General features: G+C 35.6%; 13 protein-coding genes. 9 read left to right on the top strand and 4 right to left on the bottom strand.

Translation table 11 applies throughout. The features are described from left to right. The 5 genes from E2636_RS08180 to E2636_RS08160 all read left to right on the top strand — a co-directional run bounded on the left by E2636_RS08180 (position 1) and on the right by E2636_RS08160 (position 5,780). A complete protein-coding gene (locus E2636_RS08180; protein WP_134209761.1) occupies positions 1-1,446 on the top strand; it encodes a dihydrolipoyl dehydrogenase family protein in 1,446 nt (481 codons plus the stop codon). A 216-nt stretch (positions 1,447-1,662) separates the two neighbouring features. Then, positions 1,663-2,643, top strand: coding sequence for an ABC transporter substrate-binding protein (locus tag E2636_RS08175; RefSeq protein ID WP_134209760.1), 981 nt, complete (start codon positions 1,663-1,665; stop codon positions 2,641-2,643). A 301-nt stretch (positions 2,644-2,944) separates the two neighbouring features. Continuing rightward, positions 2,945-3,937, top strand: coding sequence for an ABC transporter substrate-binding protein (locus E2636_RS08170; RefSeq protein ID WP_134209759.1), 993 nt, complete (start codon positions 2,945-2,947; stop codon positions 3,935-3,937). Positions 3,938-3,955: 18 nt separating this feature from the next. Further along, positions 3,956-5,005 carry an ABC transporter permease gene (locus E2636_RS08165; RefSeq protein WP_134209758.1) on the top strand — a complete coding sequence of 350 codons (1,050 nt, stop codon included), beginning with the start codon at positions 3,956-3,958 and terminating at the stop codon, positions 5,003-5,005. Further along, positions 4,983-5,780, top strand: coding sequence for an ABC transporter ATP-binding protein (locus tag E2636_RS08160; RefSeq protein WP_134209757.1), 798 nt, complete (start codon positions 4,983-4,985; stop codon positions 5,778-5,780). Before E2636_RS08165 ends, E2636_RS08160 begins: the two co-directional genes overlap by 23 nt. A gap of 153 nt (positions 5,781-5,933) precedes the next feature. Here E2636_RS08160 and E2636_RS08155 read toward each other — a convergent pair whose 3' ends face one another. Further along, positions 5,934-6,533, bottom strand: a complete 600-nt coding sequence (locus tag E2636_RS08155; RefSeq protein ID WP_134209756.1) for a branched-chain amino acid aminotransferase — start codon at positions 6,531-6,533, stop codon at positions 5,934-5,936. A gap of 408 nt (positions 6,534-6,941) precedes the next feature. On the opposite strand from E2636_RS08155, the gene E2636_RS08150 reads away from it, so the two are divergent. Further along, complete coding sequence (locus E2636_RS08150; RefSeq protein ID WP_134209755.1) at positions 6,942-7,817, top strand: patatin-like phospholipase family protein; 876 nt, start codon at positions 6,942-6,944, stop codon at positions 7,815-7,817. A gap of 124 nt (positions 7,818-7,941) precedes the next feature. Here the strand turns inward: E2636_RS08150 and E2636_RS08145 are convergent, their stop codons facing one another. Together E2636_RS08145 and E2636_RS08140 are read right to left on the bottom strand one after the other, a co-directional pair. Continuing rightward, positions 7,942-8,121, bottom strand: a complete 180-nt coding sequence (locus E2636_RS08145; RefSeq protein ID WP_134209754.1) for an H-type small acid-soluble spore protein — start codon at positions 8,119-8,121, stop codon at positions 7,942-7,944. Between the two features lie 734 nt (positions 8,122-8,855). Beyond that, a complete protein-coding gene (locus tag E2636_RS08140) occupies positions 8,856-9,362 on the bottom strand; it encodes a PaaI family thioesterase (protein WP_134209753.1) in 507 nt (168 codons plus the stop codon). Positions 9,363-9,689: 327 nt separating this feature from the next. On the opposite strand from E2636_RS08140, the gene E2636_RS08135 reads away from it, so the two are divergent. The 3 genes from E2636_RS08135 to E2636_RS08125 are packed head-to-tail and all read left to right on the top strand — an operon-like array spanning position 9,690 to position 12,184. Next, positions 9,690-10,622, top strand: coding sequence for an ABC transporter ATP-binding protein (locus tag E2636_RS08135; protein ID WP_134209752.1), 933 nt, complete (start codon positions 9,690-9,692; stop codon positions 10,620-10,622). Then, complete coding sequence (locus E2636_RS08130; RefSeq protein WP_134209751.1) at positions 10,619-11,716, top strand: ABC transporter permease; 1,098 nt, start codon at positions 10,619-10,621, stop codon at positions 11,714-11,716. The genes E2636_RS08135 and E2636_RS08130 overlap by 4 nt, the downstream gene beginning before the upstream one ends. 33 nt (positions 11,717-11,749) lie before the next feature. Further along, on the top strand, positions 11,750-12,184 hold the full coding sequence (locus tag E2636_RS08125) for a DUF6526 family protein (protein WP_134209750.1): 435 nt from the start codon (positions 11,750-11,752) through the stop codon (positions 12,182-12,184). Positions 12,185-12,283: 99 nt separating this feature from the next. Here E2636_RS08125 and E2636_RS08120 read toward each other — a convergent pair whose 3' ends face one another. Further along, positions 12,284-12,688 (bottom strand): VOC family protein, encoded by a 405-nt coding sequence (locus tag E2636_RS08120; protein WP_407670286.1) that lies wholly within the window; start codon positions 12,686-12,688, stop codon positions 12,284-12,286. Positions 12,689-12,781: the final 93 nt, after the last annotated feature.

The following is a 12,781-nucleotide window of genomic DNA, read 5'->3' as shown; positions in this document are numbered from 1 at the left end:
ATGGTTGTTGGGGAAATCATTCAGGAAAGAGATCTCATTATCATCGGGGGTGGACCCGGTGGTTACTCTGCCGCCATACGTGGTGCCCAGCTCGGGCTTTCAGTCACATTAATTGAACAAGCAGATATGGGTGGTGTTTGTTTAAACAAAGGTTGTATTCCTTCAAAAGTTTTTACTCACGCTGCATCCAAGCTATCAGATACAGCTCATTTACGTGATATAGGGATTGGTAGTGGAGATGAAGTCTTCAATTTAAAGAAACTCCTTTCTTATAAAACGACAGTGATCGATAGGCTTAGATCTGGTGTAGAAAGTCTTTGTAAAGAGAACAAAATTGAAGTAATCCTAGGAAAAGCTACATTTCTCGGTATAGACAGAATTGGTGTGGAAAATGGACATCAGTTTGACATTTACGTATTTAAACAGGTAATCATCGCTACGGGGAGTTCACAGGAAACGCCTTCAGAATTATTAGTAAATGGAAAACGGACCTTATTGTCCCATGAAATATTTGAACTAGAAGAAGTGCCAGAACATCTTATCGTAAAAGGACATGATTATATCTCTCTTGAAATAGCCTCCAGTTTTGCAGCACTCGGTGCAAAAGTCACGATTCTTCTCGATAATAAAGAAGGCTATCCATTTGATGAATCAATCAATAAGGAATTGAATCGATTATTCAAGAAACGAAAAATTAACGTGATTAAAGTAGTTGAATTGATTTCTACGAATGAAACTGAGGACGCAATTTCTGTAACTTGTATAAACGATAAAAATTCTGAAGAGAAAATAATTGGATCATATCTCCTTTTTTCTGGGAATAGGAAAGCGAATATAGAACCACTAGGAATCAGTCGCTTCAAAATAGAACAAACGGATGCAGGATTCATTAAGGTTGACAAAAATATGCAATCATCGATTCTTTCCATATATGCAATTGGTGATGTAACGGAAGGTCCTCTCCTAGCGGTTAAGGCAATTAAGCAAGGAAAAGCGGCTGTAGAATATATTGCAGGTGGAAAACCGGAAGTTGATCTCACCTTTTTACCAATTGTTGCCCACACAATTCCTCCCATTGTTTGTGTTGGTCTTACTGAACAAAAAGCACGTGACTCTGGCATGGAAGTACGTGTCAGCCAATTCCCTCTTGGAGGCAACGGTTATGCGACAATTACAAGTAAAAAGGATGGCTTTATTAAAGTTGTTTCCGATTCAACTACCGATATAATTGCAGGTATTCACATGATTGGGGAGGGTGCAATTGACATGTCGGGTTCCTTTGTCCAGCTGTTAGAAATGGCAGCAAAAGAAGAAGATATAAAATTTCCTGCTTACGCGCATCCAGGATTAAATGAAGGACTACTTGAAGCTGTAGAAGGTCTTATTGGACAAGCAATTCATGCTGGACCTATCAAAATTAGAAAGATAGATTTGTTATCGATTTAAGTAGTTTCCGCTGAAACGTAATTAAGAATAGGATTATTTACTAGCGTGTATTGTCAATTAATCTAATACCTGAAATCCCCTTTTTTATAAACTAAATATACAAAATTTTCATACTCTATTTGACTAACTATTTAAGCGCGTGTAATATTACGATAAATTATAATATGGGAACAAGTTTTTTCAACATAGAATTATAAACTAGCAGGGGGAAAATTAATGAAGAATATTTGGGGTAAATTTGGGATTGTTTTTTTCAGTACTGCGCTAATCCTGGCAGGGTGTGGTGAAGGAGGAGAAAACAAAGCTACGGGGGAAACAAAGAAATATAAGATTGGTGTAACTCAAATAGTAGAACACCCATCATTAAATGCCGCGTATGATGGCTTTAAAAAGGCTATCGAAGATGAAGGACTTGAGGTAGAATATACAGTGGAAAACGCACAAAATGATAATAGTGCGAACACTACAATTGCTAGTAACCTCGTTAATTCTGGAGTAGATTTGATTTTTGCAAATTCAACACCAAGTGCACAAGCTGTAGCTAGTGCTACTCAAGAAATTCCAATCGTTTTCACTTCCGTTACAGATGCTGTAAGTGCTGAGTTGGTTGATTCAATGGAAAGTCCAGGAGGGAATGTGACAGGTACAATAGATTTGCATCCCGATGTAATTTTGAATACTTTGACGTTCCTAAAAGAAGAATTGAGTGCAGAAAATGTGGGAATTATATTTAACTCAGGAGAACAAAACTCCCGTGTACAGGTGGATAGAGTAAATGAATTGAAAAATGAACTGGGTCTAAATATTATAGAAGCTTCTGTAGCAACATCGGCAGAAGTGAAACAAGCGGCAGATTCATTAATAGGTAAAGTTGACTCAATATATATTATTAAAGACAACACAGTAGTTTCAGCGCTTGAATCTGTAGTTTTAGTAGCTAAAAATAATAAAATACCAATGATGGTTGGTGAGTTAGATTCAGTAAAACGAGGCGGTTTAGCTGCATTTGGCTTTGAATACTTTGATCTTGGATATGAAGCGGGCTTAATGGCTGTTAAGATTTTAAAAGAAGGTAGTAAACCGTCCGAATTACCAGTTCAAGTTCCTAAAGAATTAAGATTTGTTATGAACAAAGAGACAGTAGAGGCAATTGAGCTAAAAGTTAAAGACGAGTGGAAAGCAGAATTCAGTGAATAAATTAGAGATTTTCTAAAGTTTTTAACTATTTTTGCTCTATGCTACTAATCTCTTTATCTTTATATTTATTAATGTATATGAAAAGTTTTCTTTCTTATCTAAATATATAAATGTATGATTGAAGATAGTACTGAAATCCTTTTAGGTTTATAGCAACTCTGCATGTTCAACGCTTAAATTATCAGAACTCTTAAAATTTTTAGACTAAATTTATATTTCAATATAGTATATTGAAATATAAAATTCCTTGGTTTCAAAGATTCACAAAATAGAACTTAGATAATAATAGGGGGACAATTTAATGAAGAATAATTGGAAGAAAATTGGGCTTGTTTTTTTTAGTACTGTTCTATTTCTTGCAGCATGTGGAGATGGAGACGATGAAGCCGAAAAAGATACATCTAGCGAAGACACAAAGACATTTAAAATTGGGGTTACTCAAATAGTCGAACATCCTTCTTTAGACGCAGCATATGATGGCTTTCAAAAAGCGATAGAAGATGCAGGAATTGACGCAGAATATGACGTCCAAATTGCACAAGGTGATCCAAGTGCCAGTACGACAATTGCAACTAACCTAGTCAGCTCTAATGTGGATTTAATATTTGCGAATTCAACACCAAGTGCCCAGGCTGCGGCCAGCGCCACTTCAGATATTCCGATTGTATTCACATCTGTAACAGATGCTGTTGGAGCAGAGTTAGTCGAGTCAATGGAAAAGCCGGGCGGTAACATAACAGGTACGATTGATAGTCATCCTGATGCGATCGCAAATACAATGAAGTTCCTTAAAGAAGAATTAGGAGCTAAAAAAGTTGGAATGGTGTTTAACTCAGGAGAGCAAAACTCTCGTGCGCAAGTAGACGCGGTTAAAGAAATGCTAAAAGATATGGATATGGAAGTAGTTGAAGCGTCTGTTGCTACGTCTGCAGATGTTAAACAAGCGGCCGAATCATTGATTGGCAAAGTAGATTCTTTCTACATCATTACAGATAACACAGTTGTTTCTGCACTTGAATCTGTCATTTCAGTAGCAAACGATAATAAACTACCGATGGTGGCTGCCGAATTTGACTCTGTAAAACGAGGTGCCTTAGCAGCATACGGATTTGAATACTTTGACATCGGATACGAAGCAGGAGAAATGGCAGTAAAAATTCTAAAAGGTGAAAGCAAACCTGCTGACCTTCCTGTTCAAATTCCACAAAAATTAATTTTCACTATGAATAAAGACACAGCATCAGTTATCGGACTTGATATCAAGGACGAGTGGAAAGCTGAATTTAGCGAATAAAACAGGAGGTGATTCTACATGTTTTCAGCTGTATTTGGCTCTGTAGAGCAAGGAATCATCTATGCAATTATGGCACTCGGGGTGTATATCTCATTTCGAGTGTTGGATTTTCCAGATTTAACGGTTGATGGTAGTTTTGTAACAGGAGCTGGAGTTGCTGCCACGATGATTATCTTAGGATATCATCCGATGTTAGCTACAGCAGTAGCCGTTATTATTGGGTTTTTGGCTGGTTGTGTAACCGGCCTTCTACATACAAAAGGGAAGATCAATGCCTTACTTGCTGGAATATTGATGATGATTGCTTTATATTCTATAAATTTACGAATAATGGGACTAACCTCCGAGAATTCCATAGGTCGACCGAATATTCCCTTATTAAATGCCGAAACAATGTTTAATCAATTCCAATCATTTTGGGGTTCTTTTGGAATAGACACGGCAATTAACAATATGTTCAGTATGATGGGGGTTCAATATTTACCGTCCACATGGGGTATTTTGTTTATTATGACCATCATCGTTTTACTAATTAAGGTTCTTGTAGATTGGTTCTTGAAAACTGAAGTTGGACTTGCCATAAGAGCTACTGGCGATAATAAAAAAATGATTCGCAGCTTATCGGCTAATACAGACACACTCATTATTGTTGGACTTGGTTTTTCAAATGCCTTGGTTGCCTTTTCAGGAGCACTGATTGCTCAGTATGCTAAGTTTGCAGACATTGGAATGGGAATAGGGATGATCATCATTGGATTGGCATCTGTCATTATCGGTGAAGCCATATTTGGTACCAAAACTATTGTTCGAACTACATTTGCTGTTATTGCTGGGGCAATTATTTATCGAATTGTACTTGGTCTAGCACTTAGAATAGACTTCCTTGATACGGGAGACATGAAATTAATTACTGCCGTTATTGTAATTGGTGCATTGATTTTACCTCAGTACTTTGAAAAGAAACGAGAAAAAAATAGAAAAGCTAAACGGCATGCCGAGCGCTTAGCAGAGTATCAACATTCGCGAACGAAGGGGGGAGCTCCAGTTGCTAAACCTCATCCAGATTAATAAATTATTTAATGAAGCAACACCTGATGAAAAAATTGCTTTAGATCAAATAAATCTTAAGTTAAATCCAGGTGATTTTATGACGGTAATTGGAAGTAATGGTGCTGGGAAATCGACGATGTTGAATATGATTTCCGGCGCGCTTACTCCCGATTTTGGTGAAATTGAAATTGCCAAAAAAAACGTGACAAAATTGCCTGAATATAAGCGTTCTCAGATGATTGGAAGAGTATTTCAAGATCCAATGGCAGGAACTGCGCCCACGATGACAATCGAAGAAAACCTTGCGATGGCCTATTCACGGAACAAAAAACGTCTTTTACGAATAGGTGTGGACAAGAAACGTCGGGAATTGTTCCGTGAATCTCTTGAAACACTTCATTTAAACCTTGAAAACCGTTTGAATGCAAAAGTAGGAATGCTTTCAGGAGGAGAAAGACAAGCTCTTTCACTGTTGATGGCTACCTTCACACAACCGGATATTTTACTACTGGATGAACATACTGCTGCACTTGATCCTTCTCGTGCAGAGTTGATTACCAATTTAACAAAAGAACTTGTTGAAAAAAATCAGCTCACAACATTGATGATTACTCATAATATGCAACAAGCTTTAGACTTAGGTAACAGGCTTATTATGATGGACAAAGGACAAATCATTTTAGAAATAGACGCTGTGGAGAAGAAGAAATTAACCATTCCAAAATTAATGGATGAATTTCAGCGTATCCGTGGTGAAAAGTTGACGAGTGACAAAGCGTTATTATCCGTTTAATTTATTTATATTTTTCAACATTTTTATTAACAATAATAAAAATGTTGAAAACTGAATAAAAACGAGAAACCCATCAGATATTTGATGAGTTTCTCGTTTTTCATTTATTAATATTTTTAGCACTTACTTCGTTTTGAATAGAAGCAATGTTACTTATTGATTATCCTCAACATCCTCGACTAATGTAAATAAAAAGCGGTAAATTAATTCATAAGCCTCTTTTAGCGACATTTCCATGTGAAAATGATCAACAAAGTTTATAGGAAAATTCACATGCCACATGCCATCTTCTATCGAAAACAACACACTGTATTCAGTTTTATCCCCTTGCAAATGATCGTCAAAATGCGTTTTAATTGCATCACCGAATTTCTTTTGCAGTTTCAATCCCATCATAGCAGTATAGGCTTCAAATACTTCATCAAATTCTAACGCAATTGAGTCTACGCCGATATTCTCAAGTGAAGTGGATTCAACATAAAGAAATTCATTTCTGTGAACCTTTAGGTAATTTAATGGTTGAGTTAAAAAGCTAAGTTTCTCTTTAGATAACAGTTCTTCTGTTTCTTTATTGCATCTTTCAATAACTGCATTAAAATAGCGAGTATCAGAGTCTACATCCACAACTACGATGTTACTGGAAAGTAACTGATGTTTTACTACATACTCTTTTTCCTCTGGATATAAATTCAACTTTTTCTCTTCTGTAGTTAGTGCATATGCTATATGTTTTTCTAACTGTTTTTTTAACATCGAGCAACAACTCCTGTTCTAATAATAGTATATCTCACTAGTCATAGTTAAGCTTTGATACAGTGAAAAATGTCATGAATAAGTTATATATATAATTTTTTGGAATGTAAAACCTATGTTGATAATCGAATGAATAATTTTTTTCAGGAAATGGACATATTTTTGCTATTACTTCTTCAATTTCTATATGGATGTCATTCAAGAATGGTCATCAGTGAAGAACATCAATTCTTTTGTTTGCAAAGGTTTTTTTCCCTTTATTGACCCCTAATTTATCTATGAGATTTTAGTTTTATTTATTGTCATTTTAATAGTGTCTGTAGCATTTACTATGTAGGGAGGTATTGGGCTTCTTTTTCAAAAAACGTTTATTAATTGAAAGGTAGTAAAATGAAAGAAGGGGTAAGTATGAAGAGTGGTCTTATTTTAGAGGGTGGCGGCATGCGTGGTGTATATACGTCAGGCGTATTAGAATGTTTTCTAGAGAATGGGTTATTTCCGGATTATGTTATCGGCGTTTCTGCAGGTGCATGCAATGCGGCTTCTTATATATCAAGACAACTAGGACGAAATCATCAAGTGACGATAGGTTATGTCAACCATCCAGATTACATATCAATAAAAAACCTGATTCTTAAAAGAGAACTTTTTGGTATGGATCTTATCTTTAATGAAATTCCAAATACTTTAGTTCCTTTTGACTTTGCTCGCTTCACCCAATCACCCGAGGAATTTGTTATTGGAGCGACTAACTGTTTGACTGGTGAACCTGTATATTTTAATAAATCTACATCTTCTAAAGATATCTTAACCATTATTCGTGCATCTAGCTCTTTGCCTTTTATGGCACGTGCAATTGACTATCAAGGGAGCTTATTAATGGATGGGGGAATAAGTGATCCAATTCCTATACATAAGGCATTGGCTGATTACGTCGATAAACCCATCATTGTATTAACAAAAGAAAAAGGGTACCGTAAAGCAAAATCATCACTTATAAAATTTACTTCTTATTTCTATAGAGATTATAAAGGATTAGTAAATACATTAGAGAACAGGTATCAGTTGTATAATGATACCTTAGATTTCATAGAAAAATTAGAAGAAGAGCATAAAGCAATAATAATTCGTCCAAGCCAAGCATTTAATATAGGTCGAATTGAACGTAATCCCAAGAAACTTACGATGTTATATAATCTAGGCTATAAAGATGCCCTGGCAAATCTGCCTTACCTCACGGATTGGTTAAGAATTGCGAATGTTAATCATAAAGTTGTGATGTGAAGAGAATTGAGGGGATCTTTAAACTTAAAGTAGAGCATCTTGTGTAATTTACAAACAGTAATCACAAATAACAACCACCACTTTAGATAGAATGGTGGTTATTATTAATTAATATTTTTGATAATTATTGTTCTATTAAGTTCGCTAATGATACTTCTTGTTCATTTTCTGGTTCATTGAGAGGATAAATTCTAGCTCTTCCTTTATTTTCATCTACATGTTGAATATAGATTGGAATTCCATCACAAAACACTTCAGCCAAGATAGGGGATGAAGCAATTTCTTGCGCTCGTTGAGCATTCATCAAAAATCCTCCTTTTAATTCGTACTGTACTAATTATTCACTTAAAATTCCTGAATTATACGAATTTAAGTCAAAATAGACCACCAGTTATTCTAAAATTATTGCCATGATCAACTGGTGTAAAATTGTAAACTTAAAATTTTCTACTTTAAATAAACATTCATCATGAAAAAGTACGACTATATATTTCAACCATTATACCCAAGTAATCTTGTGTTAATAATGGTATGATAGGGTTGTATTAGTATAGGTACTCAAGGGTGGTTGGCTCACTTCCTGAAAGGGGGTGGTGCCTGTGTCAGTAGCTGAAAGTCTGATGTTTGCAATAGCGTTTGCAACTTTAGTCGTTTTGATATTGTCCTTTAACCAAAAAAAATAACCCATCCTTGAGTTAGCAGCCAAGATGGGTTATTTCTCACTATTTACGCTGACACCCTTGTAGGGAACCTGCTATTACATGACTGAATGGTGCTGGTTACACCATTCGGTCTTTTTAGTTTATGCTCTTCTAAGTATTATTATAACATATTGAAAATTACTTTCAAATTAAATAAACTACTAAACGATAAATTCAGCTTAATTATGACCAGTTCTAAATATTATCTATCGAAAAAATCAACTATCCGTATATATACTGGATGATTATTAGCTTCTATTTGTTACTTACATAAGAAATAACCAGTACAGAATTATGATACTTCTGTACTGGTTATAGTTCCTTACTTATTAAGAGTCTACTCTTTTTTTGTAAAAGTGCTTGGCATTACTACAGCCATAACTTCTCCAGTAGCACAAAGAATATCATTAGCAAAGACTTCTACATCTACTTTCCACTTTTTCGGGTGTATTTCATGTACAGTTCCAATTGCTTTTAACGGCACGCCATGTGGAGTCGGCTTTTTAAACTCTACTTTTAAAGAAGCTGTCACAAAACGAGGAGGCTCCGCATCATCTCCTACTTCATGTCCGTTTTTGCGATGTAACATTAATGCCGCTGAACCTGTCCCATGACAATCAATTAGTGATGCAACCACGCCTCCATAAACAAAGCCAGGAAGTGCGATATGATCTGGTGATGGATTGTAAATAGTTATTGTATTTTCACCTTGCCAACCTGTCCGAAAATGATGACCATTTTCATTTAATTGACCACACCCATAGCACCATGCAAAATCATCTGGATAATCATCTTGAATTGCTCTTAACACCTGCTCAACCTGTTCAACCTTCTCCACTGTCATTCCTCCTCTTTTGGAATATTATAGCATAATGATATAATATATAAAGGTGAATATTCTGTTTTTTTATAAAAGTAAATATATTAGATAAGTAAGAATGTTAGTAGGTTCGCTACAATCTTAGTTTACTGAAAGAAGTAACACTATTAATTTCTCTTCTCTTTTCTTCTCGTAGAGAGGAGCTCTAAAACCCTAACAATTACTTAAGACTGATATACTTTTTATTTTACGATGAGTTTTTCAATTGATAAAAAGAAGATTCAAGATAGATATATTCTTATTTTGAGAATAGAATAGTATATTATTATAGACATAGCAGGAGTGTGGACAATGAAAAATCAGGAAGAAACAATGATTGAAGTAAAAAATCTTGTAAAGAAATACGGTAGCTTTACAGCTGTTAATGGGATTGGCTTTTCTGTGAAAAAAGGTGAAATATTTGGTTTACTTGGACCAAATGGAGCGGGAAAGTCGACAACGTTAGAAATGATGGTGGGCCTGCGAAAACCTGATGGTGGAACAGCAATAATCGGTGGATTTGATATTTCACGAGACTTAAAGAAAGTCAAAGAAGTAATTGGAATTCAACTACAATCTACAACATTATTCGAACTGCTTACTGTTGAAGAAATCCTTCGCTTGTATGCAAGTTTTTATCAAAAAAACGTATCAATTCCTGATTTAATTGAGGAAATGAGTTTAACAGAGAAAGCCAAGAGTCGAATCAAGACTCTTTCGGGTGGTCAGAAACAACGTTTGGCGATTGCGCTTGCTCTAGTTCATGATCCTTGGATACTTTTCTTGGATGAACCTACGACTGGTCTCGATCCTCAGGCTAGACGAACGCTATGGGATATTGTCTTAAAATTAAAAGCAAAAGGTAAGACCACAGTATTAACCACACATTATATGGATGAAGCTCATGTTCTTTGTGACCGAATTGCCATCATGGATCAAGGCAATCTCATTGCTTTAGACACCCCTTCAGGACTCGTTAAAAGTTTAGAGTCTGATAGTGCGGTAGAATTTCAATTTGAAGGCGAGTTTCTGAAGGATGAGCTTGAATCGCTTAATGGAGTGAAACAAGTAGGCAATCGTAAGGATACATATGTTCTGTACACCGACGATCTTCAGGTGACATTGATTAGTTTAATACAATTGACTTCCTTAAAAAATTTGAAATTGACGGACCTTCAAACTAGAACATCCACGTTAGAAGACGTCTTTATTCATATGACAGGAAGGAGTCTGAGAGAAGAATGAAGGCATATTGGCAATTAACTCTATCCCAGCTACGTATATTCCTTCGAAATCGCCAAGTTTTATTTTGGACACTCGCATTCCCGATATTTCTAATGGTGATGCTTGGCACTTTTTTAGGAAATGGAAATGGCATATCTGTCTCTATTGGTGTAGTGGATCAAGATCAAACGACACAGTCAAAAGAATTCTCTAAAGTACTTAGCACCAATGAAGCCATTCGACTTGAATCAAGCATTAGCGAAGAGAATGCTCTAGATCGAGTGAAAAAAGGAGATCTTCAACTAGTTGTAATCATCCCAAAAGGTTACGAAGAAATGATGAAGGAGAAAGAAAACACTGAGTCTTTTGAGCTCCCAGTCTATTACAATGAAACTAATCTTGCCATTTCACAAGTGGGCTTAACAATAGTTAGTAGTGTTGTTGATGGGATTAGTAAGGAAGAAGCGAATTACACACCAAGCATTGTAACCGATTCACGCGGAGTTGAAGCGTTGGATTTGAAATATATTGATTTCTTAGTACCAGGTATTCTGGCAATGATGATCATGAGTAACAATATGAACGGAGTAGCAGGGCAGATTGCCGCTTGGAGAGAGCGCGGCATTTTAAGAAGAATGCAAGGGACTACATTAAAAGCTTCCACATTTATCGCCGCACAAATTACTGCGAGATTAATGTTAAATGGAATGCAGGCACTTATCGTATTAGCTGTGGCCAACCTAATTTTCGGAATTAGTGTAAATGGATCCTGGTTAAGTTTAATTACCTTTGTTATTTTAGGAACACTTGCCTTTATGGCGATTGGATTTATCATTGCTGGAATTGCAAAAACACCTGAAAGTGCTTCACCAATAGCTGCTTTTTTATCTTTTCCTATGTTGTTCTTAGGGGGCGTATTTTTCCCTATCCGTGATATGCCAGATTACCTTCAACCGATTGTGAACGTTTTACCGATTTCTCATTTAAGTCATGCTTTGCGTGAAACAATGAATGTAGGAACACCTTTTATGGATCTTGGTTCAAATGCACTAATATTGGGGTGTTGGCTTGTTGGAGCATTCATAGTAGCAAGTTACACATTTAAATGGGAATAGACATGAATAAAATAGGATTAGAAGGAGTCTTTTATGAAATCACAAGATTATAAAACACATGTACGGTTGCACCCGCTTTATCATTATGTTTTATTAAGTCTACTACTTGGGACATTGATCGTTTCTATTATCAATTTGGTTCGCTCAATTAATTCAGAAGACAATGTTTTGCAATCTATCTTACTTTTACTGATGGTCGCGAGCATCAGTATTACTGCAATCCTTGTCAGATTATATTCAATGAAAATCCAAGATCGAGCTATCCGAGCGGAAGAGAATTTACGTCATTTTGTTTTAACAGGAAAATTATTAGATCCAAATCTCAGCAATGGACAAATCATTGCCTTACGTTTTGCTGATGAAAAGGAGTTTCCAACTCTTAGTGAACGTGCAGTGAAAGAAAATCTTAAGCCAAATGAGATTAAGAAAGCCATTGTAAACTGGAAAGCTGACAACAATCGAGTATAAATATTATATGAAAAACCCGTTGAAAAGGTAATTTTCAACGGGTTTTTTCTATATTCATATGTGTATTCATTAGATAGACTTTATCAGTTGAACATGTACTTACATTTCGCCAGTTCCGTAGTTAAATTGCCATTCAATCCCAAACTTATCTTTGACACTTCCGTAACATTTGCTCCAAAATGTTTCTTGAAGCTCCATACCAACTGTTCCGTCTACTTTTAATTGATTAAATAATGACTTAATCTCACCTAAGTCTTCACTAACGATTGCAAGAGTGATGTTAGTACCCTGAACAAAAGTCATACCAGGGAATATATCAGAAAACATAACAACACTCCCACACATATTTAAACGAGTGTGCATAATTAGATTTTTAGCTTCTTCCGGAAGGGGATACTCTTCACTCGGCGGCATTTCACCAAATGTCATAATTTTTGGTTCTTCTGTTTTAAATACCTCTGTGTAATATTCTACCGCTTCTCGACAATTCCCATTAAAGTTCATATATATTTCAATAGCTATGGTACTTCACTCCCTTGTTTTTATGATTCATTAACAATTAAAGTTTATCATTTTAATCATAATATTTCGACAGTT

Origin of the sequence: Paenisporosarcina antarctica, from assembly GCF_004367585.1 — a bacterium.
GTDB classification, from domain to species: domain Bacteria; phylum Bacillota; class Bacilli; order Bacillales_A; family Planococcaceae; genus Paenisporosarcina; species Paenisporosarcina antarctica.
The sequence above is the reverse complement of the archived record's forward strand: the minus strand, read 5'-3'. Positions and strand labels throughout refer to the sequence as shown.

Excerpts from the sequence above, each read along its gene's own strand:
- E2636_RS08180 (WP_134209761.1), top strand. The coding sequence starts at position 1 with ATGGTTGTTGGGGAAATCATTCAGGAAAGAGATCTCATTATCATCGGG.
- E2636_RS08175 (WP_134209760.1), top strand. The coding sequence starts at position 1,663 with ATGAAGAATATTTGGGGTAAATTTGGGATTGTTTTTTTCAGTACTGCG.
- E2636_RS08170 (WP_134209759.1), top strand. The coding sequence starts at position 2,945 with ATGAAGAATAATTGGAAGAAAATTGGGCTTGTTTTTTTTAGTACTGTT.
- E2636_RS08165 (WP_134209758.1), top strand. The coding sequence starts at position 3,956 with ATGTTTTCAGCTGTATTTGGCTCTGTAGAGCAAGGAATCATCTATGCA.
- E2636_RS08155 (WP_134209756.1), bottom strand. The coding sequence starts at position 6,533 with ATGTTAAAAAAACAGTTAGAAAAACATATAGCATATGCACTAACTACA.
- E2636_RS08150 (WP_134209755.1), top strand. The coding sequence starts at position 6,942 with ATGAAGAGTGGTCTTATTTTAGAGGGTGGCGGCATGCGTGGTGTATAT.
- E2636_RS08145 (WP_134209754.1), bottom strand. The coding sequence starts at position 8,121 with ATGAATGCTCAACGAGCGCAAGAAATTGCTTCATCCCCTATCTTGGCT.
- E2636_RS08140 (WP_134209753.1), bottom strand. The coding sequence starts at position 9,362 with ATGACAGTGGAGAAGGTTGAACAGGTTGAGCAGGTGTTAAGAGCAATT.
- E2636_RS08135 (WP_134209752.1), top strand. The coding sequence starts at position 9,690 with ATGAAAAATCAGGAAGAAACAATGATTGAAGTAAAAAATCTTGTAAAG.
- E2636_RS08130 (WP_134209751.1), top strand. The coding sequence starts at position 10,619 with ATGAAGGCATATTGGCAATTAACTCTATCCCAGCTACGTATATTCCTT.
- E2636_RS08125 (WP_134209750.1), top strand. The coding sequence starts at position 11,750 with ATGAAATCACAAGATTATAAAACACATGTACGGTTGCACCCGCTTTAT.
- E2636_RS08120 (WP_407670286.1), bottom strand. The coding sequence starts at position 12,688 with ATGAACTTTAATGGGAATTGTCGAGAAGCGGTAGAATATTACACAGAG.